Origin of the sequence: Rhodopseudomonas boonkerdii (assembly GCF_021184025.1) — a bacterium.
Classification (GTDB): domain Bacteria; phylum Pseudomonadota; class Alphaproteobacteria; order Rhizobiales; family Xanthobacteraceae; genus Tardiphaga; species Tardiphaga boonkerdii.
Genome location: NZ_CP036537.1, coordinates 5,505,257 through 5,528,860 on the forward strand (window position 1 = coordinate 5,505,257; position 23,604 = coordinate 5,528,860).

The following is a 23,604-nucleotide window of genomic DNA, read 5'->3' on the forward strand; positions in this document are numbered from 1 at the left end:
CCCCTTACTTGGACAGAATGGCGTCGGTGTCGGCACCGAGCGCGGGCGGCGACGATCGCTCGGCGCTGCGGAAGGTGGTGGAGATCGGCACCGGAATGGCCGGGATGGTGCGGCCGTTCACCGCGATCTTGCGGTCCAAGAGGCCACGCGCCTTCACATGCGGATCGGCGACCGCATCCTTCAGGCTGGCCACGATGGAGCAGCAGACATCCTTGCCCTCGAAGATCGCCATCCACTCAATGCTGGTCTTGCCGGCGATGATCTTGCCGACGGCATCGATGGCCGTCTTCCAGTCCGCATCGGGTGCGCGCATCGCGGCGGGCAATTCGATGGCGGTGCAGAAATTATCCCAGAACTTTTCTTCGATCGGCGCCGCGGCAAGATAGCGATCATCTTTGGTGCGATAGATCTGGTAACGTGGGCTTCCGCCGGTGACGAGCGCATCGCTGCCGCCCGGCCAATCATTGGCGGCGAAGCCGTTGCCGAGGCCCCAGTAAGCGAGGCCGAGCAGATTGTCGCCCATGGAGATGTCGATATAGCTGCCCTCGCCGGTGCGATCGCGCTTGCGCAGCGCCAGCAGGATATTGGTCATGGCCGGATAGGCGCCAGCGGCGAGATCGGCGATCAGCACGGGCGGAATGATCGGCGCGCCGGTACGGTCGGCGCTGAGGCCGAGAATGCCGGACTCGGCGAGATAATTGAGATCATGCGCGGCGATCATCGCCTTGGGGCCGGTCTGGCCCCAGCCGGTGACGGCGCAATAGATGATCTTCGGATTGATCGCCTTCATGGCCTCATAGCCGAGACCGAGGCGATCCATGACGCCGGGGCGGAACTGCTCGATCACCACATCGGCTTCCGCGATCAGCGGGCGCAGCCGCGCGATAGAGTCCTTCGCCTTGAGATCGATGGCGATGCTCTTCTTGCCCGCGTTGAGCAGCGCGAAATTGACGCTGTCGTCGCCGAATTTCGGCTCATAGCTGCGCATCTCGTCGCCGCGGCCGGGGCGCTCGATCTTAACTACGTGCGCGCCGGCCTCCGCCAACATAAGGCTGGCGAATGGTCCTGGTAGCAGCGTGCTGAAATCCAGGACCCGGATGTCGTCGAGCGGCGCATTGGAGACGCCGGGGGTCATGCCGAGCGCGCTTGGCGTCGAGCGTTAACGAAGGTCGGCGTGAGCTCGCCGCGCCTGACCTGGAGAACGAGCTCGCGCTTCAGGATCTTTCCGCTCGCAGTGAGGGGAAAATCCGCGACGGTGACGAAGTATTCGGGCATGTCGTACTTCGACAGCCCCTCGGTCTTCAGATGCTCAAGCATCTCGTCGGAAGAGACGCGACCCGAGACGGCGATGCAGACCCGCTCGCCCAATCTCTCATCGGCGACGGGAAATACCGCGACCCGTCCCGCCTCGGCATGCCGCAGCGCGATCGCCTCGATGTGCGAAGGATAGATGTTATGCCCGCCCCTTATGATGAGGTCCTTGAGGCGCCCTTCGATCCTAAGATTGCCGGCAGCATCGAGGATTCCGAGATCACCCGACAGAAACCAGCCATCGCTGTTGAAACTCGAGTCGGTTGCGGATTGGTTGCCGAAATAGCCCAGCATCAGAGCGGCGCCGCGCCCCGCGATTTGTCCGACCTCCCCGACGCCGACCTCCTTGTCGGCATCGCTCGGGTCGAAGAGCTTGATCCGATACGAACGCCCACCTCGGCCGCAGGACGCCAAGATGGTCTCCGCATCGTCGTTCGGGTGGGTGTATTGATGCGAGGAATTCTCGGTCATTCCGTAGACGTTCTGAGGGCGCACGCCCTGATCGACGAAGGATGCAGCCACGCTCGGCGGAATAGGAGCTCCCGCCATGTAGAAAGTCTTGACCCCACCGAGCGTTGAACGATTGCTCTGTCTTTGTTCCGCCAGGACGTCCATCGCGTGCGTTGGCACTCCAAGCACGTACGTGGCACCTGTCTTCTCCAACCAGTCGAGGCGGGAGACGTCCTTCGGCGGATCGCCCGTCACGAATTTTCCACCGACGAGAAGCCATTGCGCCACGCCAACCCAGGCAATGTGATGGGACAGCGGTGACAGCGACAGCAGCACCATGTCCCGGCCATGCTGCCAATCCCGAACGAGATCGCGCGCGTTTGCGAGCAGAGTATTGTGCGAATGCATCACGCATTTTGGTGCGCCCGTAGTCCCCGAAGTGAAGGCGAGATAGACGACCGCGTCCGGATCGGTCTTTGGCGCCGTATTGTTACCTGCCGGTCGCGGGAAGTTCGTCGGGGTGTAGACGACCTTTAATGACGGAATACGAACCAGAATGGCATCGAGATCGACTGTTTCTCGATCAGCACCCCACCCGTCCTCGACGAGGAATGCCTTGGCTCCCAAATTTCCTAGCAGGGTCGCGACCTCGCCGCAGGTATGGGTCTTGTGGACTGAAGGATTGCACGCGATCCCTTCCCGCGCGCAGGCGAGGAACATCACGATCGCCTCGACACGGTTGGACATCCACATCAACACTCGGTCACCGCCGCCGAGTCCATACTCGCGGAGATCCGCAGCGACGCCGTCGGCCCAGAGCTTCAGCTCCCTCCAAGTAAGAGAACGCGAGGCGTCCTGCACAGCAGTGTCCCTTGGCCGCTCCGTCGCATGATGAGACAGAAGATCGTAGAACGTGTCATCTCGCCAAAGCTGCTCTTCGTAGTAGCGTTTGGCGTGGGCCGGGTGGTGGAGTGTCAAATACGGCTTCATACATGCTCTCGCAATGCAGCACGGCTGTTAGGATGGCTGCGCCAATTCAGTAGCAACGCGCATGCCAATCGGGGGGCGCATTTCGGCTGCGCTGATATTGAACGATAATATGAGTTGACGGCGCCTCGATGGACCGGCTTGTGTTCTCGGAAAGCGCAGTTCCTGGCAGCGGAGCATGCGCCGCTGTCGAATAGTGTCTTCAACGAGGACATAGAGGAAATGCCGAAGACATCTCACACACCGATTACGGGCGTCGTCCTCTTCGACGCGGCCGGAAAAATTGTCACCTCCGCCGGCATCGGCGCGGATCAGCGGATCAAGTCGCTCGCTTCCGACGCGAGCTGGCTCGAGGAAGCGCGCGAACGCCGCATCACGATGCTCAACCTGGATCGCAGGACCTACGTGGTGCTGCTGATGCGCACCGCCCAGGGTGAAATCATGCTGATGAGCGAGACACCCGGCCAAGCTCTGCTGAACTTCATCTCCAGCGTCGATTTTGCATGGGAGGTGTTCGAACATCTGCTCACCGATCCGTTCGAAGCAATGACCGTGGTCGATGAGAAGGCTCGGCTCGTCTATCTACCCACGGTACATGAAGCGTTTTTCGGTTTGAAACCTGGAGAAGGCAACGGAAAGCCTGTCGAGGCCGTCATCGAGAACTCGCGCCTTCATGAGATCGTCGCGACAGGGAAATCTGATATCGGCGCGATCCAGCGTATGCGCGGATCGGAGCGGGTGGTGGCTCGCATTCCACTGAAACGAGACGGCAAGGTGATCGGCGCCATCGGGAGGGTGATGTTCAAGGGGCCCAAGCAGGTTGAGGCCCTGAGTCGAAGGATCGCCGCGCTCGAGGGTGACGTCGAATTCTACAAGCGAGAGAGTCAAGCGCTCCGCTCAAGAGCCTACGGACTCGAAGCCATTATCGGGACGAGCGCCGCGATCCAGCGACTTCGCACTCAGATCATCAAGGTTGCTCCGCTCGAGATACCCGTATTGATCAGGGGTGAGAGCGGCACCGGCAAGGAGCTGGTCGCCCATGCGCTGCATCAGTTGGGTCCCCGGCGGGATAATGCCATGGTCAATGTCAATGCTGCCGCTCTTCCTCCCACTCTGGTCGAGTCCGAACTTTTTGGGTACGAAGCAGGCTCGTTCACTGGCGCCGACAAAAAGGGGCGTAAAGGCAAGTTCGAGCAAGCTAACGGAGGAACGATCTTCCTCGATGAGATCGGGGACATGCCTCTTGAGGTGCAGGCCAAGCTGTTGCGTGTGCTGCAGGACCGCATCGTCGAGCGCATCGGTGGCGACAGTCCGCGGGAAGTCGATTTCCGGCTGGTGAGCGCGACCAACAAGGATCTTACGACTCTCGTCGAGAACGGTGGCTTCAGGCTGGATCTCTACTATCGCATTTCGCCAATCGTCATCGAGCTTCCGCCGCTTCGTGACCGTCTCGAGGACATCTCCGCCCTCGCCGAAAAGTTCCTGCGCGACATCGCATACCGGCATGCCCGTCCCGTTCCCGAGTTCGGTCCCGACGCGATTGCGCAACTTGTTGATCGGGCTTGGCCGGGCAACGTACGGCAGCTTCAGCACGAAGTCGAACGTGCGTTCGCGTTCTGCGACGGAGACACGATAACGACGTCAGATCTTTCTGATGTGCCTCGTCGTGTCTCCGCAGTCGTCCCCCCGATAGCGGCGGAGGAGCAGCCGGCCCGGGAGCTCAAGGACATCGTGGCGGATGTTCAGAGTGAGGAGATTAGGGAGGCGCTCGCTGCATGCAACGGCAATAAGAAGAAGGCCGCCGAACTGCTCGGTATCTCACGCTCCTTCCTCTACAAAAAGCTCGCCGAGATGGACCGGACGGACTGACCGTCCGGTCCGCATTCGCGTCACTTCTTCAGCAGCGGGCATTCGCTTTCCGAAAGCGGTCGGTATGCCTGCTCGGCCGGGATCGTCGATACGACGTTCATGAGGTCCCACTCGCCTTTCGATTGCGAGGGCTTCTTCGCCTGAAGCAGATACATGTCGCGCATCATCCGACCATCGTCTCGAATCGATCCATTCTTCGTCATGAAGTCGTTCACCGGCAGCTTTTTCATCGCTACCACAACAGCCTTGGCTTCGTCGGTACCCGCAGCCTTGACTGCCTTGAGGTAGTGCAGGGCCGCGCTGTAGATGCCGGCCTGGAAGGACGTTGGAGGCTTGCCGTTGTGGCGCTCCGCGAAGCGCTTCGAGAACGCCCTGGTGTCCTCATTCTGATCCCAGTAGAAGGCTTCGGTGAAGAGCAAGCCCTGTGCGGTCTTGAGGCCGAGCGTGTGGATGTCGGTGAGCAGGACAAGCATTCCTGCGAGTTTCTGCCCACCATCCACGACGCCGAACTCCGAAGCCGTCTTGATAGCGTTTATGGTATCAGCGCCGGCATTGGCGAGGCCGATCACTTCCGACTTTGACGATTGAGCCTGCAGCAGGAACGACGAGAAGTCCGACGAATTGAGCGGCGCGCGCACCGATCCGACGACCTTTCCTCCCTTTTTCTTGACAACGGCTGCGGTATCCTGCTCGAGCGAGTGGCCGAACGCATAGTCGGCCGTCAGGAAGAACCAGCTATCGCCGCCACCGCGTGACATGACGGCGCTCGCGGTGCCGTTGGCGAGTGCGTAGGTGTCGTAGACCCAATGCATTCCGAGGGGCGAGCAGGATTTCCCCGTCAAGACGGTCGAGCCCGCCGAAGTCGTGATTGCGATCCGGTTCTTCTCCTGCGTGATCCCCTGAACCGCAAGGGCGACGGCCGAGTTGCCGAGGCCCATGATGACGTCGACATTTTCCGTATCGTACCAGCGCCGCGCAACTGCGAGACCTACATCGGCCTTGTTCTGCAGATCGCCAGCGATCACCTCGATCTTCTTGCCGGCCACCGTGCCACCGAAGTCCTCCACCGCCATCCTTACTGCAACGGCGTCTCCCGGCCCCTGAATATCGGCATAAGGCCCGGACATGTCATCAAGGACACCGATCTTCACAACATCGGCGGAGATCTGCGCTGTAGCGGCGCAAGGCATGCTGAGTAGCAGTGCGGTGGCAAATATTGTTGGATATCTCATTTTCAGTCCCTCCCATTATTGCTCGGAACAAATGAGCAAGACCGATGCCACGCAATTCTTCAGACGGAGCGGCGCCGATTTCTCGATCTGCGGGAGCGCGAGTGACCGCATCAAAGACACGTGTGTTCTACGAATACACTCCTTTCAAGCATGGGCATCGATGGATGAAGACGCGGCGGGCGCGCTCCGTTGGCATAAGCCTTGCTGCCCGTACGGCTCTATCGGGAGGAACGAGCCAAGATGCAAAAACCACGTGGGATGTATTTCGAGGATTTCGAGATCGGGCAGACGCTGGTTACGCCAGCCCGCACCATAACGTCGACTGACATCGTCAACTTTGCGTGCCTGTCCGGCGACTTCAACGAGGTGCACACGAATTTCGAATACTGCAAGACGACGCAATTTGGCGAGCCCATCGCCCATGGGCCGCTGATCTATGCCGTAGCCGGAGGCCTGACTTATGCGAGCGGCATTAATGACGGGACATTGCTCGCATTGCTTGAAATCAAGAGCTGGAAAATGCTGGCGCCCGTGAAGCATGGCGACACGATCCAGGTGCACGCCACCGTGACTGACATCCGCCCCTCCAGCAAGCCGGACCGCGGGGCCGTCACCTTGGATCGCAAGATCCGAAATCAGTCCGGAGAGGACGTGCAGCAGATGATCGCCACACTACTGTATCGACGTCGCCCAGGATAATGTGAATCCGGTCGTCTGCCACACGGCAGACGACCGCTTTTCGTCATTCAGATCTCAAGCCGGCCGATCGGATGACGTCGCCCCACATCTTCGTTTCGTCTGCCAGCAGGGTTCCGAGCTCGCGCGGTCCTCCCGATAGCACGGTTACGCCTCGCTCCTTCATTTTCGCGCGTAGTGCTGGGTCTTCCAGGGCGACGCGGAGCGCTGCAGCGAGCCTCTCGACGATGGGCGACGGTGTGCCGGCTCGCACGAACAAGGCCTGCCAGAAGACGCTGCGGAAACCAGGCAGCAGACGCGCGACGGACGGCGCATCCGGGAACAGCGAGATCGGCTCTGCCGACGTCACCGCGAGAACACGGGCCGCCTTTTGCTCCACGACCGGGATGACGTCCTGAGGGGTCGCAAACGTGGCGTCTAGGCGACCGGCGATTATGTCGACGACCGCTGGCGCTGCGCCCCGATAGGGGATGTGAGCGAGTTGCACGCCAGCGCGACGGTTGAACATCTCAAGTATGAGATGATTGACGGATCCGTTGCCAGAACTGGCGACGTTCAGCTGCCCCGGCTTGGCCTTTGCGAGCGCAACGAACTCATCAAGCGTTTTTGCCGGCACGCCACTGCTGACCATCAGTACGAATGGCGACTCGCACATCAGGCCGACCGGCGAGAGCTCGTTCATCGGATCTTTTGGAGTCCAGCCCGGCTGCAATGTCGGATTAATCGCAAGGCTGGGTGTCCCCAAGAGTACAGTATAGCCATCTGGATCGGACTGAGCCACGGCGGTCGAAGCGACGCCTGTCGCGGCACCCGTCTTATTCTCGATAATGATCGGCTGGCCGAGATCGCGGCTCATCCTCTCGGCCACGAGCCGGGTCGTGACGTCGGTGAGGCCTCCAGCCGCATAGCCGACCACGAAACGGATCGGCCTGTCTGGGTAAGAGGCCTGGGCTGCTGCCGGCGCGACATGGACTGTCACAGCGTAAAGCAGACTCAAGAGCGCTGAAGCTCCACGTATACTTGTCATCCGCATGATATTCCTCCCCTTTCGTTTCCCGTACTCAAAGACCCATTTCCTTCGCCACGACGTTCCTCAGAATGTCGCTGGTACCGCCACCGATCGGGCCCAGCCGGGTGTCGCGGAATATCCGCTGCATGTCCCCGGCGACGTATCCGCTGCCGGCAAAGATAGACATGCCCAAATCGGCCACTTTCCAGGCATTTTCCGCCGCCACCGTCTTGGCGATCGCCGTATCGGCCACGGCGTCGATGCCGGCGTCCAGCTTCGCGGCGGTACGAAAGGTCGTGGCACGGGCGGATTCCGTCAGCATCCTCATTTCGGCGAGACGATGTGCGATGACCTGATATTGGTGCAGAGACTTTCCGAAGGCCGAGCGCTCCATGGCGAACGACTTGGCAATCTCCACAACCTTTAATGCTTGTCCACCACTCGCGGCGGCGAGCACGATGCGTTCGAGATTGAGGCCACGCATCAACAGCTTCCAGCCCTTGTTTTCCTCACCGAGCAGGTTCCGCTTCGGCACGCGCACGTCGTCGAAGAAGACCTCGTTGATCAAGGTCGTCCTGCTTCCCAGAGGATCCAGGTTGCGAACTTCGATACCAGCGGATTTCGCATCGACGAGAAACATGCTGAGCCCGTGGCGTCCGGCTCCCGGATCGGTCTTGGCGCTCACCACCATGAGATCGGCCACATGGGCGTTGGTGATGAAAACTTTCTGACCGCGAATGACGTAGTCGTCGCCGTCGCGGATGGCCCGTGTCCTGATGCCGGCTGCGTCCGAACCGCCGGACGGTTCGGTATAGCAGATCGCCATCTTCACCTTACCTGCGATGATCTCCGGAATGTAGGCACGCTTATGCTCCTCGCTCGCGCCGTGGCGCAGTGCCGCCCCACCGTAGATCGTGGGCCCCAGATAGGCGGTCGAAAGCCCCTTGTGATAGTAGGCGAGAGCCTCGAGCAACACGACCAGGTCCATGAATGAGCAATTGGTGCCTCCATGTTCCTCCTCGAACGGAAGCGCAAACCAGCCGGCTCTGGCCAGTTCGAGATGCGCCTCATCCGGGTAAGCGGATCGCGCTTCATGATCGTCGATCGCAGAGGCGGGAAATATCCGCTCCAGAAGCCGAAGAACATTGTCCCTCATCAGCACCTGGTCGGTCGAAAATCCGAATGTATCGTATGGCATGACTAATCCTTCTTCAGCGCCGGTCACGGCCCAAGAGCAGCGTGCAATGCGACGACATGATGCCGCCCTCGCTATGGATGAGCGCGAGGTCGCGCTTTGCGACCTGACGAGCGCCACATTCACCACGCAGCTGCCGAACGGCCTCGATAACCCCGAACAAACCTCCCGCGGCGCCTGCGTGAGCGTGCGACAGCATCCCGCCGTGAGTATTGATGGGGAGCTTTGCGTCGAACGCGGCATGTCCTTCTGCAAAATGCAGGCCCGCCTCGCCGCGCCCGCAGAGGCCGACTTCCTCTGCCTCGATGATCGGCACGATGCTGAAACAATCGTACAGTTCGGCGAAATCGACATCGTCTGGACTCACGCCCGCCATGTCATATGCGATCTTGCTCGACACGGAAGCACCGAACTCCGTCAGGCTGGGAGCGGCGATGAGATGCTCATGCGTGTGGTGCTCACCAAGCCCGAACAGCCACGCCGGTGCCTTGCGTTGATCTTTCGCCAGATCCGGATGAGCAACGACGATCGCGCCGCCCGCATCCGAGATCAGACAGCAGTCGAGTACGCCAAGCGGATCGGATATCCGCTTGGCAGCGAGCACGTCCGAGACCTCGATGGGTGTACGCATATGAGCATTCGGGTGTAGCGCCGCGTGTCTGCGCGACTGCACCGCGACTGCTGCCATCTGCTCGGAGGTGATGCCATATTCATGCATGTAGCGATTGGCGACGAGGCCGTAGAGCGAGGGGATGAAGGCTCCGTAGGGAGCCTCGAAATAGGGATGGCCGACCGCGGCCAGTGCCGAGACCGCCTGATCGCGCGACAGACCGGTCGCTCTGTTCTCGCCGGCACAGATGAGAATGGCGCGTGCACGACCGGCCGCAATGGCGGCCGCCGCGTGCCCGATCATAGCCGCTGGCGACGCGCCCCCGACAACGATGGACGCGCACAGATTTGGCTTGAGGCCGAGATATTCAGCCAGGACTGATCCCAGCATGAAATACGGTTCGGTAAAGGAATAGGCCGTAAAAAGACCGTCGATATCCGCAGGGCGCAAACCGGCATCTTCGATGGCCCGCTTTGCGGCTTGTGCGTTCAAACCAAGGCCGGTCATGTGCGGAACTTTACCGATCTCGGACTCGCCTACGCCGACGATCACCGCGCTGTTTCTGAGACTGTCCCCCATCTAACCGTTCCCAACCAATTCGAATTGCGGCATGACGCCGTCGACTCTTCGTTCGAAAGTCACGCGAACGGCATCGCCGATACGCCAGTTCAGGGCTCCGTCACCGACAAGATTGGTGATCATCCGCGGTCCCTCTTCAAGATCAATCAGGGCGAGCACGTAAGGCACCATGTCTTTGTACTCCGGCGATGGAGCGCGCCGGACCACGGTCGCCGCGTAGATCGTTCCGCGGCCGCTCGCGCGTGACCACTCCGCCTGATCCGACCAGCAGACTGGACAGAGGTGGCGCGCCGGAAACCGAGCGGCTCCGCAGCCCTTACACTTTTGCAGGGCCAATTCCTCTTTCTCGGCGGACCGCCAATACTCCGCGGCATCCGCATTGGCGAAAGGCATAGGAAGTGCAGCCGCCCTCATTGACCGGACCTCCGGCGGCGCGCGTTCTTAACGAACGTTTCCTTTTCGGACGCGGCTTTGAAGTCCGGCGCGCGGCGCGCCGACAGCGCAGACAGCCCCTCCTGAAACGACTGGCTGGTGAAAACGAGTGATTGCCCAAGGTTCTCGAAGGCCATCATGTCGTCGAGGGAACTTTCGAATGTTCGCCCCATCAACCACTTCGCAAGACCGATGGCCTCGACTGGCCCGTCCGCGAGTTGATGCGCTCGCTTGATCCCTTCAATGTCGAGCTGCTCGTCTGCGAACACCGCCGCAGCGATCCCGTTCTCGACTGCCTGACGTCCCGTCCACGTGGCATTCTCGAAGATGAATGTCTTTGCGCGCGCCATTCCGATTAGCCGTGGGAGATTGTACATCACTCCTATGTCGGGAAGGACGCCCAGACGAAAGAAACCGGCCATGAACCGGGCGCTCTCAGAGGCAAGAATGACGTCTCCCGTCAGCGCGAGTCCGAACCCTCCTCCGACAGCGAAGCCGTTGACACCGACGACGAGCGGCTTCCGGAGACGGATCATGGTCGTGAGCCACTGCGCGGTTCTATTGAACCGCGAGTGCGTGGACCATGGATCGATCTCGTTCTTGAGCATCGGGAGATCACCACCGGCGCAGAAGGATCTGCCGCTTCCCGTCAGATACACGGCGCGGCAGTCGACGTCGGCATCAAGGTCCGCGAAGACCGTCGCGACGGCCTCCCGCATCACCTGCGTCATCGAATTTCGATTCTCGTCGTTCGTGAGTCGAACGATGGCTACCGCGCCATCGCGCGTCACTGTTACTGGTTGCATGTCGTGCTCCGTGATGAGTTTATTTTGCGTCAGGCCGCGGAGTCGCCTTGAATTGGCGACCGCCATCCACGACGAGATCGGTCCCGTTCACATATCTGGCCGCAGGCGACACGAGATAAGCGACGGCGGCGGCAATCTCCTCGACCTCGCCGAAGCGACCGACCGGAACGCGAGCGAGTTCAGCTGCAGCACGATCGGTGTCTTCATGAATCCGCTTCGTGCCTTCCGTATCGGCGATCGGCCCTGGAGCCACCGTGTTCGAAATGATGTTCTTCGGAGCCCATTCGATCGCCAGCGTCCGCATCAGCGACTGGATACCGGCCTTCGCAGCGGCGGCCGGCGCACAGCCCGGCCATCCACCCCATGCATAGGCCGTGATAATGCTGACGATCCGTCCCACATGAGGCGATTTCGACAGGTGCGGAAAGGCGGCATGACAGCAATTGAAGGTGCCGTTCAGATCGATATCGACAACGGTGCGCCAACCGTTTGGAGACAGATCTTCGGTGGGACAGGCAAAATTGCCGGCAGCGTTGTTGACAAGGATATCGAGGCCGCCAAATTTCTCGACCGACTGATCGACAGCTCGCTTGACCGAGCCATGATCCCGAACATCGCAAACGATACCAAGTGCGCGGACACCGGCCTCTGACAATTCCGCGCACGCTTTGTCCAGAACCTCCTGCCGCCTGCTTGCGATCGTCACATTCGCGCCGAGCGCGCCGAGGGTTTTTGCGATGCCGAAGCCGATACCTGTTCCGCCCCCTGTGACGAAGGCTGACGTGCCCTCGAGTATTCCCAATCCGAAGATGGATGCGTTCTTCTCGTTCATTGCCGCCCTGATCCTTTGTTTATGCCGGACATGGACTGCAAGGCACGTACCAATCGGAAAATCAGATACGGAACGCCGACAAGATGGCTCTGCGGCAGCGAAGATGTCCTAGCGGCGGACATAATCGGATCTGCGTGTAGCTGGAGCGGACATCCGCCGCATCGCCGTCGCGTAGCGGATTGACGCCGGCCCGTGATCGGCAGTGGCATGCATCTTGCGGAATGAATGCGTCGACCGCCACGCCAAAGCGTGCGCGGATTCGGTATGAGTTGCCAGCAAAGAGCAGAGAATATGAAGATGGAAACGGCCAAGCCAAATGGTCCGCTGCACGGACTGAAGATCGTCGACCTGACTGCGGTTATCATGGGGCCTTATGCCATGCAGATCCTGTCCGACTTCGGCGCGGAGATTATCAAGATCGAAGCGCCGGAAGGTGACATCATGCGGCATGTCGGCAAAAATGGCGACCGCGGCATGGGCCCCATTCACATAGCGCTCAACCGCGGCAAGCGATTGGTCGCCCTCGACCTCAAGACGTCGGCGGGCCGCGAAGCGCTGAGCAAGATCGTCGCCAGCGCGGACGCTTTTGTCCACGCCATGCGGCCGCAAGCTATCCAACGACTGGGGCTCGACTACGAAAGCGTGCGCGCGTTCAATGAAAAGATCGTTTATTGCGGTGCCTACGGCTTTTCGCAGGACGGTCCCTATCGGGACGATCCGGCTTACGACGACATGATCCAGGGTCTGTGCGGAATCGCCGATCTGGGCTCGAAGCTCGCGGGCGAACCACGCTTTTTTCCAACCGTCATCGCCGACAAAGTCTGCGGACTGACGCTTGCCCACTCGCTTCTCGCTGCGCTGATCGGACGTGAACGCACGGGTACAGGTCAGAAGATCGAGGTCCCTATGTTCGAGACCATGGTCTCGTTTCTCCTCGTTGAACATCTTGGCGACCGCACATTCGGCGAGAACGAACAGCCAGGCTATGCGCGCGTACTCTCTCAATTGCGCAAGCCGCATCGCACGGCAGACGGCTATGTCTGCGCATTGCCGTACAACGACAAGAACTGGCGCGACTTCTTCAGAATAGTCGATCGCCCCGATCTGCTGACCGATCCAAGGTTTGCAAGCCAGAACGCGCGCAGCCAGAATTATGAGGTTCTGTACACGCTTCTGGGATCCTTGCTCGCCGAACGGCCGACCGATTACTGGCTGACTCACCTCCGGGCCGCGAGCATCCCCGTAGCCCCGGTACTCGGACTGGCTGAGCTGATCGACGATCCGCATCTGCGCGCAGTCGAAATGTTCAAAACCGTCGAGCACCCGAGCGAAGGCAGGATCATGGCGGTACGTTCTCCTATCCAGTTTTCGGCAACCCCGACCCGCATCGGGAAGCCGGCAGGCCCTGTCGGTGCTGACACACGGGCCGTCCTGCTCGATCACGGCTATACCGAGCGCGAGATTGATGTGCTGGCAACGGAAGGCGCCGTGCGGATCGCATGACGCCCTCCTTCGGCGCGGAACATTCAGTCAAGTTTCGCGCCGGACTGCCGAACAGCTTCCTTCCATCGCACGCTCTCTTCCTTCGCGATCGTCGCCATGCGCGCACCGTCAATCGTCTGCGGGCGAATACCCAAAGTGTCAAAGCGCTCCAGAAGTTTCGGGTCCTTCATCGCGGTCTGCACGGAGGCATAGATGCGCGCGGTCAGATCGTCCGGTGTCGAGGCGGGCACCACGATGCCATACCAGGCCTCGTTCGTAATCGCGCCGAAGCCCTGCTCTACGGCGGTCGGAACATCCGGCAGTTGTTTCACCCTCTCGGACGACGTGACGGCAACGAGTTTTATTGCCCCCTTCGCTTGTTGTGCGATCATCGCCGGGATGCCATCGATCAGGACATCGACCTCACCCGCCATCAGGGCCTGCAAAGCCGGACCATTCCCGCGATACGGTACATGGATTGATTTCACACCGGCATCGGTCTTCAAAAGCTCGCTCATCAGATGCCCCGTCGTTCCGACGCCCGGTGACGCCGTCCGCACGTCGGAGCGCTTCTTCATCAGATCGACAAGTTGCTTCAGGTCGGAGATATTCAGGCGCGGATTGACTGCGACACCGCTCGGCATAAGGCCGACGATGCCGACCATCTTGAAATCCTTGTCCGGATCGAAGCCGGTGGAGGCGTACAGCCATCTGTTGATTGACAGGATGCCCGGTGTGACGACGAGCAAGGTTTGCCCGTCACCGGCCGCCTGAGCCGCCACCGCTGCTCCGACATTGCCCCCGGCGCCTGTCTTGTTCTCGACGACTACGGGAACACCGGTCGCATTCTTCAGCGCGTCTGCGAAGGCGCGACCGAGCAGGTCGGTCTGTCCGGCTGCGGGGAACGGTACGATCATTCGCAACGGACCGTTCGGCCAAAATTGTGCATGCGCGGTCGTTGTTGCCACGACGAGCGTCGCTACCGTCATCAGCGATCTAAGGATCTTCATCTGCGTCTCTCCCTCTCGGTGCCCGCCTGTTCTTCGTGTCTGGCGGTCACCTCTTTGAGCAAGCGACATGCCAGCAAACCAAGCTAGGCGAACTGCGCCCGGTCTGTCCCGCAGGCCAAAGAATGTGTTCGCACGGAACACATGGTGTCTTCGCTACATCCATTTCTCCTCAGATTCCCGCAGCGGGCTATCCGGCACACGCTCTGCGCTGACACGCAGCGCTTGCGGCACGCTCCTTGCTATTCAAGCGGAGAGACCGCGGCCTTTGAATGCAGCGCGTCATCGAACCGGGAGAGAGACATGAAAGTGCCAAGGGCGGCAGCCGATTCCGACGTGCTGAGCGGGTGCGTCTTCATGACGATAGGAACGGCGGCGATCGTGGCCGGGCGCAATTATGAATTGGGCTCACTTTCGCGGATGGGGCCAGGATTCTTCCCGCTCTTGCTGGGCGGACTTCTGTTCATCATCGGTGCGGTGATTGCCGGCAGGGGTTTGGTGTCTCCCCGCGCCACTTTTGCTGTCGAACGTTTCCTGCCGATCTTCGCCATCGCCGGTGCGCTTGTCGCCTTCGGCTTGACGATCCCCCGCTTCGGCTTCGCCGCCGCCATTGCAATCGCGTGTGCCATTGCAATGGTGGCCACAAACCGGTCGTCGGTCCTTGAGCGCGTGGTGCTGCCGATTGCGCTCTGCGTGTTCTGCTCGCTTGTCTTTATCCGCGGTATCGGTCTTGCCGTGCCGCTGTTCAAATGGTGAATGGATCATGCTCGACAATCTCTTGACGGGTCTGTCCATCGCGACGACGTTCTCCAATCTGGGTTTCGCGTTCGTTGGATGTCTTCTCGGCACGTTGATCGGTGTGCTGCCGGGTATCGGTCCTGTGGCCACGATGGCCATGCTGCTACCAATCACATACGGCCTTACCCCGATCGCGGCACTCATTATGCTGGCGGGCATCTATTACGGCTCGCAATATGGAGGATCCACAACAGCGATCCTGCTGAACCTTCCCGGCGAATCCAGCTCGGTCGTGACCGCTTTGGATGGCCATGCGATGGCCCGGAAGGGCCGCGCCGGCACGGCCCTCGCCATCGCTGCGATCGGCTCATTTGTCGCCGGATGCGTCGGAACGCTCGCGCTCGCCGCGTTTGGTCCCCTGCTCGCCGGCGTCGCGCAACACTTCGGCGCGCCGGAATATTTCTCTCTGATGCTCTTTGGTCTGGTATGCGCGACGCTGTTGGCCTCGGGCGATTTCCTGAAGGCGGTGGCCATGGTCATCGTCGGCTTGCTGATGGGGATCGTCGGCACCGACGTCAACTCAGGTGCCTCACGCTTCACTTTCGGGGCCGCCAACCTCTCCGAAGGAATCGACTTCGTCGTGGTCGCGCTTGCGTTTTTCGGCCTGGCCGAAGTCATCGGCAATCTGATCAGGCAAGGCGACGAGCAGGCGTCCGTTAGCAGCGTCGGCAAACTGATGCCTACGCGCGCGGATTTGCGTCAGGCAACGCCAGCCATCTTGCGGGGGACAGTCCTGGGCAGCTTGCTTGGATTGCTCCCCGGCGGCGGTGCCGTTCTGAGTTCCTTCGCGTCCTACATGTTGGAGAAGCGGATCGCTGCGAATCCCAGCAGGTTCGGGCGCGGCGCGATCGAAGGCGTGGCCGGACCGGAATCGGCCAACAATGCTGGCGCTCAAACCTCGTTCATTCCGCTGCTGACCCTCGGCATTCCCTCCAATGCTGTGATGGCTCTCATGATGGGCGCGATGATGATCCAGGGAATCTCTCCGGGATCAGCCGTCATGACGACGAACCCGACGCTGTTCTGGGGAATGGTCGCGAGCATGTGGATCGGAAATCTGATGCTTCTGATCATAAACCTGCCGCTCGTCGGCCTCTGGGTAAGGCTCTTGGCAGTGCCTTATCGGGTTCTTTTTCCCTGCATCGTCGTCTTCTGTTGCGTCGGTCTCTTCAGTCTCAATTACAGTCCGTTCGACATGTATCTGGCCGCAGGGTTGTCCGTCGCGGGATATATACTCGGCCGCCTCGGTTGCGAAGCAGCGCCGCTCATCCTCGGCTTCATTCTCGGCCCGTTGCTGGAAGAGAATATGCGCCGCTCTCTGCTTCTGTCACAAGGCGACGCCATGATTTTTCTGCAGAGGCCAATTAGCGCCGCCTTCCTGCTGATAAGTGTGATCCTCTGTTCGTTACTGTTGCTCACGTCGGCGCGGAAACATCGTGCGGAGGCGTTCCAGGAGTGAGTCCAAAACGGAATACTACCTGCCTTGCTTGAGGGGCGGGTGAGCACCAGATCTCACGGAGCCATGACGGCGACAGCTCCCAAATTAGGAAATAACGCTACGGGTTACAATGTGAATAGGCTACGTTGCCCTCACTTCCACCCTATCGATATGAAAGCCTTCATGGTTGAATGGTCTACCCGGCCGGGACGCGCCGACTGGTGGAATAGGGGCGGGTATCGGAAAGCGAGTTCGCTATTCGGCCTTTCGTACCGGAGCCAAATTGCAAAGGGATATCGAACCACGGATTTCCTAACTCAAAGATGCTCGACCTTGATATCGGATCTTGGTCGCTAATACAAGTTTCATTGCTGTCAACCTTATTTGCAGTACTGGCCGGTCTCTTGGTAAAGCTTGCGCTGGTAAAAACTTGGCAGCATGAGGTGTCCGCACGCGTGTATGGGCAGCACTCGCGTGATCGAAGCGTTGACCGATTAATCGAACGTTTGTTAGAATGGCGCTTGTTAGCACCGAGAACTATTCTCTCAACTGAGAAAGTTTCCACTTTTGCCTGACACCGACACGACGATTTTGATCGGCCATCGTGGGCAAGCGATAGCGGCTTCCATCAGAGGCGATAACGCGGGTCTTCCAGTTATTCTCGCGCACGGTGGTGGACAAACGCGCCGAGCCTGGAGAAATACTGCAGACCGTCTTGCGAAGTGCGGTTTTTGCGCAGTCGCTATCGACATGCGCGGCCACGGGGAAAGCGCTTGGGCGGAGGATGGGGCGTATGATATCCGCGACTTTGCGAGCGATCTAGTCGCTCTCGCGCAGGCATGTCGACAGAGGCCAGCTTTGATAGGAGCTTCTCTTGGCGGCTTAGCGGGAATAATTGCGGAAGGAAATATCCGCCCTCAGACCTTCTCCTCGCTCACTCTGGTAGATGTCACTCCTCAAATGGATCCTAAGGGAATCGCTCGCGTAGTGGGCTTTATGGCTGCTCACGCTCGCAACGGCTTCGCTTCACCAGAGGAGGCCGCCCACATTATTGCGGAATACATGCCTCATCGAAGAAAGCAGAGCGGGTCCACGGGCCTGCATCACTATCTTCGATTTCGAAGCGACGGAAGGTACTATTGGCACTGGGATCCCGCTTTCATCGAAGGCATTGTAAGCATTAAAGAGACACATCCCGAAAGCAATTCGCTTCGGCGATCGATTTTCGACTCAGCAGCATCTAGCTTAAAGCTCCCGGTGCATTTGATCCGAGGTGATGCCAGCGACTTAGTTTCGCCGTCAGCAGTATCGCTTTTCAAGGCACTTGTTCCTCACGCAGAGATCAGCGACATTGCAGGTGCAACTCATATGGTTGTGGGTGACAAGAACGATATTTTTACGGATGCAATTCTCGAATTCCTGATTAAAACCTATCATGATGCTTCACCGTGAGCGCAGAGCAAAATATCCTTCAGTGTGATTTGAAGAATCCTCCTAAGAAGTTGGAGGGACTATTTCAAGCATCATGCGAAAAGACTTCCCAGCCAGCTTTAACTCACGACTGATCAGTTGTATTTCTCTTGAGATTAAACTGAATCCGAGCCCGCAGTGCATTCTCTATCGTTCTTGTCGGTCATCATTTGATGTACGCGACGTTCCTACCCATCACGCTGCGCGTATTCTGCAAAGTTTGATGCCAGACGTGCAGCAAAGATAGCGCACCGACAACGACTTCACTGTTCAGCTTTGCGTTAGTTTGCAGCGTAATCTCGCCGGAGAACGCTGCCGCCCTGGCCGAAATCCCTCACACGCCGCAAAAGCTATGGAGCCATTTTTACTTTGCGCTTCCGGGGCCGCTCCGTCGGCTCCGAGGCTTAGGCACGAGCGAAAAAAAAGCCCCGGCGAACCGGGGCAAGTTGACGGAGAGGATCAGGAGGACACCCTCCGCAGTAAAACTGCGAGTATCGAATGAAACTAAAAACGGCTTCAAGATAGGTCAAGATTGAAGACCTTTTCTAAAGCTCGCACCCTAATCGCACTATAATTTCTGCTACCACAAATTATCTCCCCTACTGTTCGAAAATAAGACCATCTTTCATATCTTCACTGCGGTTCTTCGCGAGCGAATAGAACTTACTCACGCATCGAAGCCGAATTTTTACAGTACTATGAATAGTGAGATACGCCGCGCGAGCCGGCGCAGTTCAGAGGCTACTTAGATTATATCTTTGTATGGGCGTGCGTTGATGTGACAGAAGCTCTATCGATCTCGCCAGCGGAGTTCCTTGGAAGACTATCAATAAATGTAACGATTTTCGGACGCTTGTAGCGCGCGATCAATTCGCCGGCAAATGCAACGATCTCCTCAGGTGTGGCTGCCATTGACGGGTGCAATACACAAATTGCTTTGACTGCCTCGCCCCATTGCGGATCGGGAACGCCGATAACTACAACATCGGAAATGGCTGGATGTTTGCGTATAACGCTCTCGACTTCGGCCGGATAAACATTTTCGCCGCCGGTCTTAATCAATTGCTTCTCCGGCATGCGACCGGCATAAAAGAGATAACCCTCAGCGTCGAAGTACCCTCGATCACCAGTGTGGTGCCAGCCGTTTCTGAGCGTGTAAGCCGTATCCGCATCGAGACCCCAATATCCCAAGAATACAGTTGGGCCGCAGACAACAATCTCACCCATCTCTCCTGTCCTCATTGGTATATCTTCGTCGCCAACTATCGCCAAGCTTCGCCAAAACATTGGCCGGCCGACAGAGTTCGGACGATCTCGATATCTCGACAATGTCGCAAGACCTGACGTTTCAGACTGCCCAAACGTGACCCAAAATGCTGCGTTGGGGCACTCGCGTTCGAACCGCTCGATCGTTTCAGGCGAATCCAGTCCCGTGACGGCTCGGAGCGACGATAGTTCTCCGGCGTTAGCCAGATCTAAGATGCTTGCCAACATCGGTGAGAACTCGGACATGATCGTGATTTTTTCAACAACAATATCGCGCACAGCTTCCGCCGCATCGAACTTTTCCGAAATAATGCTGGCGCCGCCAGCCTGCTGAATCGCCAGCATTAAACCCAGACCAGCGACGTGAAACAACGGTAGCACTCCAAGGCTGACATCGTTCTCAGTTAAATGCCAAGTCTCGACGAGCGAACTATTTGCCGTCAATAAGTTCGTCTGCGACAATAACGCGCCACGGGGATGGCCGCCGACACTAGCAGTATGGATGATGAGGAAACCACCGTCGCCATCTGTCGCAGAAAGGGAAACGGACGTTTTGTTCACCGACAACTGCGCATAAGGTGCCAGGTTCGGGTTCTCTCGGCCAATAGCGAAATAATGCTTCACTGTTGGCAGCGACTTCTGCAAACCGAGGATCACATCATGGTAGTCGGCACCGGCGACGACGACGACCGGCGCGCCGTCGGCGAGGATATAAGCAACTTCATCAAACTGTAGCCGGTAGTTGACCGGTAGAAGGATCGCTCCGAGCAGAGCGGTCGCTCCAATCAATTCGACCATCTCGAGACAATTCTGCGAAAGAATTCCGACGCGATCACCCGGCTTCACTCCGCGACTGGCAAGACCGGCTGCCAGCCGCTCGACGCGGTCTAAATAATCCGCATGTGTAACGCGCCTGCCCTCCACAATAAAGGCATCACGATCAGGAAAATGTCGTGCGTTCCGACGATATACATCGAGGAGACGACATCGAGTATATCAAACAAAAATCCGGCGGAAGCCTGAAGGGCGTGAAAATTGCGTATCTTTACGTAGACTACCCATTTGGTCAGGAGCCGATCGGCATAGTCAAGACGCTCGCAGCCAAAGAAGACTTCGATTTGCAGCTCTTCCCCTATCCACTGCCAGGCAATGATCAGGCCTCCGCTTGGACGCAAATGCGTCGGTTCGCGCCGGACTGGATCATCAGCTGGAGTCTGTCGAATATGCACGTGATAGCTTCGCGTGAGATGAAGCGTAATGGGATAGCGATTGACAAGTACATCGCCGTCAACTGGATGAACGAAGTCGCTATCAATAATATTGGCGCAGCTGCCGCCAAGGGTATCAAACGTGGCACAAACGTTGCTGGCGGTTCGAACCATCCGTTGATGCAGGAGATTATCAAAGAACTTTACGACAAGGGAAGAGGAAACGGCGATCGCAAAAATTTAGACGATGTCTATTATAATACAGGCATCGCAATCTGGTCGATTGCTGTCGAAGGTGCCCGCCTTGCCGTCAAAAAGAATGGATGGCCGCTGACTTCGGAGAAGATCAAAGGCGGTCTCGAGAGCATCAACGGCTACGACGCCAACGGCGTGATCGCTCCCGTCACCGTGAGCGCGAAAGATCACGGTGGTGGCGGTAAGACACGTATCGAGATGTGGGACGGCAGCAAATGGGTGCCCCAAACGGAATGGATTGCCGCGTATACAGACGAGGTGTGGAATGTGGTCAAATCTCAATCTGCCGACTACGCAAAATCGGACGCCGTCAAGTAGGCGGACTTAATTCTGGCGATTTGAGATAAAAAAAGAGTGCAGCAATGAAGTTCCCTGCTGCACTTTTCATTCTCGCCATTTCATTGCATCCGCGCATCAGGGTAAACTCTTCTGGGCGCGCTCTTCGTAGAGAAGCGACTGCACTGTGTGAGTGAAAAATAACGCTGCAGTCTATCAGTATCATTCGCCTATAGCTTGACGATGCGGCTATTCTTACCTGGCTCGCCAACAAACAAAAAATCTGCGGCGCCATATCCGGCGTCCATTGGAATTCGAAGTATCCTACCTTCCTCAGACTTTTGCACTTCTGGTCTAACTGTTATGATTGTTTCGCGCTGAGTCGCTGCAAGTGCTTCTTCGACAGTCCGATGGCGACCAACTTTCTCAAGATTGAGTAGCGTAGGAAAGAGCACCGTTCGCTTGTGCGCTTCGGCATCAATACGTGCTTGATCCGGGGAGATCCATATGGAGTCAACAGCTTCATGTCCGTCATGCTGAAGAACATGATCGATCGGCGCTTGAGCAAGGAAAAAATAAGTATCGAAGCGCTTAGGCATGTGTGCGGGCGTGATCCAGTGAGCGAAATGCACAAGTCGATCAAAAGCAGCAATTAGCCCTTCTTGCTCAATCATATCTGCAAATCCGAGGGCACCGGCTTCGATCTGTTGGCGATATGCGATACCCAACGCCTCTGCACGCGTGCCATCCACCAACGCTCCCCCACGAGATTCGCGAGCGAAAAGAACGCCGCACTCTTCAAAAGCTTCGCGGGCAGCTGCAGCCTTAAGACCCAACATCTCATCGTTGAGGCTGTCAACGCCCTCGGCAAGACGATGCCACCTCGGATCAAAATCCAGCGGATTGACAGCGCCCCCTGGGAACACTAGGGCGCCCGAAGCAAATTCTATCTCATGGTGTCTAACGACCATAAATAGCTCAATTCCATCAGTTCTATCGCGTGCGAGCATCAGTGTTGCAGCAGATCGCGGTTTTGCTTGTTCAGTCATTCGGCCCCTCATGGATAACTTTAGAGAAAAACGGCAGAGTAAATGTCGCAGAGAATTGCTTTCACGTAACAAACAGGTATCTCGTTGAACTTGGCCACATGCCTTCATATGCTTCAGGACAATTGTCGGAACTGGAGGCCGAAGTAAACTCGACGTTCGTTTTGATCAACGCTAGAAGCGCCATTACAGCATGCGGGACCGCGCCCTGTCACTTGAAATACCTTGCTTGACAGCTGCGGAGGAGCTTGTGCTCAATCTACGAGATGCGTTGCAGCATCGATAATCTCACACTCGAACATCACTCAGTATCCCAAGCCTCAGGGCGGGACACCGTTATCGAAAAAGAGGTTCGAGAGATTTTATGCGTGGAGTAGATAATACCTTTTGGCACTCACACATTCCTCCTCGATATTTTCAAGCATCACTAGGCCACCGAAAACCCTCGGGACTAACTACAACGGTAGCTGCACCGTATCACGTGGCTGCTGGCAGATCTCGAGCGCATCGCGTGTTCTCTTGAATCCGATGCCCCACAATTATAAAATTCGCAAACTGATGAGTGCGGACCTGCCCTTTTTGGAGCCGGATGAACCTCGTAAGGGCGAAGGGTTAAAATCGATTTTTGCTTTCGCTTTGCGACTTGCACCGCGTCGGGCGGGTGCGACGCGAAGCCCACGGTGCCCAGCCATTTCGAAGCGATCATCAGACGACCGACCCCGCGGGTGACCTTCGTTCAACCCGCGTATGAATGTGTCCGTCGAACAGGCCCCCAGTTAAGAAGCTTCAGAGGAAGCTACTTTGTTCCGCCTTAGTCGGCAGCAGCTTTTGAGTTTGCGATCGACCTCGAGTTTGAAGAAGTAGCGCCATATCGCGCGATGATCGAAGATCGATTCAACAAGCAGCCACGAAAAGTAAGCCTAATAAGTCCGATCGCCGCCATACAACGCGGACCTTAACAACTCGCTCTTCCGAGAAGATGCGCAGGGTTACAATTTCTGGGATGCCGACCGGCGAAATGACCCTCACGGCTGCACCCGTTGTCGATAGATCTTTTAGAGTACAATCAATGCTTCCACCATTAAATTCAAGCGCAGCTCTCTTGCACATCCTCCGTCGCACGTGGTGTCGTCGTTCCATTTCTTGCTCCTTCACAAGAATAGGTCGCACAGCCTCTTTGCGTTGCATTTAAGAAATGGATTACGACGGCTTATATACCGACAACTGATACTGCCGAGGATTTGTCTTTCGTTGTTTCCAAGGACCGAATGCCTCAACCGAAGTTTTTGAGTTACTCTCCGATCGGTCAAGAGCCAACGCAGCGGGCGCAGTGCGTAGTACGCCTTTATC

The 23,604-nt window shown here is 57.9% G+C and carries 20 protein-coding genes; 7 read left to right on the forward strand and 13 right to left on the reverse strand.

Going from position 1 to position 23,604, the window contains the following annotated elements:
* Window positions 1-4 precede the first annotated feature (4 nt).
* Window positions 5-1,135, reverse strand: coding sequence for a CaiB/BaiF CoA transferase family protein (locus E0H22_RS25295; protein ID WP_233023640.1), 1,131 nt, complete (start codon window positions 1,133-1,135; stop codon window positions 5-7).
* Window positions 1,132-2,751, reverse strand: a complete 1,620-nt coding sequence (locus tag E0H22_RS25300; protein ID WP_233023641.1) for a class I adenylate-forming enzyme family protein — start codon at window positions 2,749-2,751, stop codon at window positions 1,132-1,134. Before E0H22_RS25300 ends, E0H22_RS25295 begins: the two co-directional genes overlap by 4 nt.
* A gap of 219 nt (window positions 2,752-2,970) precedes the next feature.
* Here E0H22_RS25300 and E0H22_RS25305 point away from each other — a divergent pair, with 219 nt between their 5' ends.
* The gene (locus E0H22_RS25305) at window positions 2,971-4,617 is read left to right on the forward strand and encodes a sigma-54 interaction domain-containing protein (RefSeq protein WP_233023642.1); all 1,647 of its coding nucleotides are present in this window, start codon (window positions 2,971-2,973) and stop codon (window positions 4,615-4,617) included.
* A gap of 20 nt (window positions 4,618-4,637) precedes the next feature.
* Here E0H22_RS25305 and E0H22_RS25310 read toward each other — a convergent pair whose 3' ends face one another.
* On the reverse strand, window positions 4,638-5,849 hold the full coding sequence (locus E0H22_RS25310) for an ABC transporter substrate-binding protein (protein WP_233023643.1): 1,212 nt from the start codon (window positions 5,847-5,849) through the stop codon (window positions 4,638-4,640).
* Between the two features lie 240 nt (window positions 5,850-6,089).
* Between E0H22_RS25310 and E0H22_RS25315 the strand changes: the two genes are divergently transcribed.
* Entirely contained in the window at window positions 6,090-6,548 is a 459-nt protein-coding gene (locus tag E0H22_RS25315; protein WP_233023644.1) for a MaoC/PaaZ C-terminal domain-containing protein, read from the forward strand.
* A 43-nt stretch (window positions 6,549-6,591) separates the two neighbouring features.
* Here the strand turns inward: E0H22_RS25315 and E0H22_RS25320 are convergent, their stop codons facing one another.
* The 6 genes from E0H22_RS25320 to E0H22_RS25345 all read right to left on the reverse strand — a co-directional run bounded on the left by E0H22_RS25320 (window position 6,592) and on the right by E0H22_RS25345 (window position 12,008).
* Window positions 6,592-7,542: a Bug family tripartite tricarboxylate transporter substrate binding protein gene (locus E0H22_RS25320; RefSeq protein WP_233023645.1), complete on the reverse strand. Its 951-nt coding sequence runs from the start codon at window positions 7,540-7,542 to the stop codon at window positions 6,592-6,594.
* Between the two features lie 64 nt (window positions 7,543-7,606).
* Window positions 7,607-8,752 (reverse strand): acyl-CoA dehydrogenase family protein, encoded by a 1,146-nt coding sequence (locus tag E0H22_RS25325; protein WP_233023646.1) that lies wholly within the window; start codon window positions 8,750-8,752, stop codon window positions 7,607-7,609.
* A gap of 13 nt (window positions 8,753-8,765) precedes the next feature.
* Window positions 8,766-9,938 carry a thiolase C-terminal domain-containing protein gene (locus E0H22_RS25330; RefSeq protein ID WP_233023647.1) on the reverse strand — a complete coding sequence of 391 codons (1,173 nt, stop codon included), beginning with the start codon at window positions 9,936-9,938 and terminating at the stop codon, window positions 8,766-8,768.
* The gene (locus E0H22_RS25335) at window positions 9,939-10,331 is read right to left on the reverse strand and encodes a Zn-ribbon domain-containing OB-fold protein (RefSeq protein WP_233023648.1); all 393 of its coding nucleotides are present in this window, start codon (window positions 10,329-10,331) and stop codon (window positions 9,939-9,941) included. It lies immediately after the preceding gene.
* A 17-nt stretch (window positions 10,332-10,348) separates the two neighbouring features.
* Window positions 10,349-11,176 (reverse strand): enoyl-CoA hydratase/isomerase family protein, encoded by an 828-nt coding sequence (locus E0H22_RS25340; RefSeq protein WP_233023649.1) that lies wholly within the window; start codon window positions 11,174-11,176, stop codon window positions 10,349-10,351.
* A 19-nt stretch (window positions 11,177-11,195) separates the two neighbouring features.
* Window positions 11,196-12,008 carry an SDR family oxidoreductase gene (locus E0H22_RS25345; protein ID WP_233023650.1) on the reverse strand — a complete coding sequence of 271 codons (813 nt, stop codon included), beginning with the start codon at window positions 12,006-12,008 and terminating at the stop codon, window positions 11,196-11,198.
* A gap of 291 nt (window positions 12,009-12,299) precedes the next feature.
* Between E0H22_RS25345 and E0H22_RS25350 the strand changes: the two genes are divergently transcribed.
* The gene (locus E0H22_RS25350) at window positions 12,300-13,511 is read left to right on the forward strand and encodes a CaiB/BaiF CoA transferase family protein (RefSeq protein ID WP_233023651.1); all 1,212 of its coding nucleotides are present in this window, start codon (window positions 12,300-12,302) and stop codon (window positions 13,509-13,511) included.
* Between the two features lie 23 nt (window positions 13,512-13,534).
* On the opposite strand, the gene E0H22_RS25355 is transcribed toward E0H22_RS25350, so the two are convergent.
* Complete coding sequence (locus E0H22_RS25355; RefSeq protein WP_233023652.1) at window positions 13,535-14,500, reverse strand: Bug family tripartite tricarboxylate transporter substrate binding protein; 966 nt, start codon at window positions 14,498-14,500, stop codon at window positions 13,535-13,537.
* Between the two features lie 300 nt (window positions 14,501-14,800).
* Between E0H22_RS25355 and E0H22_RS25360 the strand changes: the two genes are divergently transcribed.
* From E0H22_RS25360 to E0H22_RS25370, 3 genes are all read left to right on the forward strand, one after another.
* Window positions 14,801-15,253, forward strand: a complete 453-nt coding sequence (locus E0H22_RS25360; RefSeq protein ID WP_233023653.1) for a tripartite tricarboxylate transporter TctB family protein — start codon at window positions 14,801-14,803, stop codon at window positions 15,251-15,253.
* Window positions 15,254-15,260: 7 nt separating this feature from the next.
* Window positions 15,261-16,754 (forward strand): tripartite tricarboxylate transporter permease, encoded by a 1,494-nt coding sequence (locus E0H22_RS25365; RefSeq protein ID WP_233023654.1) that lies wholly within the window; start codon window positions 15,261-15,263, stop codon window positions 16,752-16,754.
* Between the two features lie 546 nt (window positions 16,755-17,300).
* On the forward strand, window positions 17,301-18,185 hold the full coding sequence (locus E0H22_RS25370) for an alpha/beta fold hydrolase (protein ID WP_233023655.1): 885 nt from the start codon (window positions 17,301-17,303) through the stop codon (window positions 18,183-18,185).
* A 768-nt stretch (window positions 18,186-18,953) separates the two neighbouring features.
* Here E0H22_RS25370 and E0H22_RS25375 read toward each other — a convergent pair.
* Complete coding sequence (locus E0H22_RS25375) at window positions 18,954-20,393, reverse strand: AMP-binding protein (RefSeq protein WP_347340814.1); 1,440 nt, start codon at window positions 20,391-20,393, stop codon at window positions 18,954-18,956.
* 29 nt (window positions 20,394-20,422) lie between these two features.
* Between E0H22_RS25375 and E0H22_RS25380 the strand changes: the two genes are divergently transcribed.
* A complete protein-coding gene (locus tag E0H22_RS25380; protein ID WP_283818765.1) occupies window positions 20,423-21,250 on the forward strand; it encodes an ABC transporter substrate-binding protein in 828 nt (275 codons plus the stop codon).
* Between the two features lie 188 nt (window positions 21,251-21,438).
* On the opposite strand, the gene E0H22_RS25385 is transcribed toward E0H22_RS25380, so the two are convergent.
* Window positions 21,439-22,257 (reverse strand): NUDIX hydrolase, encoded by an 819-nt coding sequence (locus tag E0H22_RS25385; RefSeq protein ID WP_233023656.1) that lies wholly within the window; start codon window positions 22,255-22,257, stop codon window positions 21,439-21,441.
* An 891-nt stretch (window positions 22,258-23,148) separates the two neighbouring features.
* Window positions 23,149-23,442, reverse strand: a complete 294-nt coding sequence (locus E0H22_RS25390) for a PilZ domain-containing protein (protein ID WP_347340815.1) — start codon at window positions 23,440-23,442, stop codon at window positions 23,149-23,151.
* Window positions 23,443-23,604 lie beyond the last annotated feature (162 nt).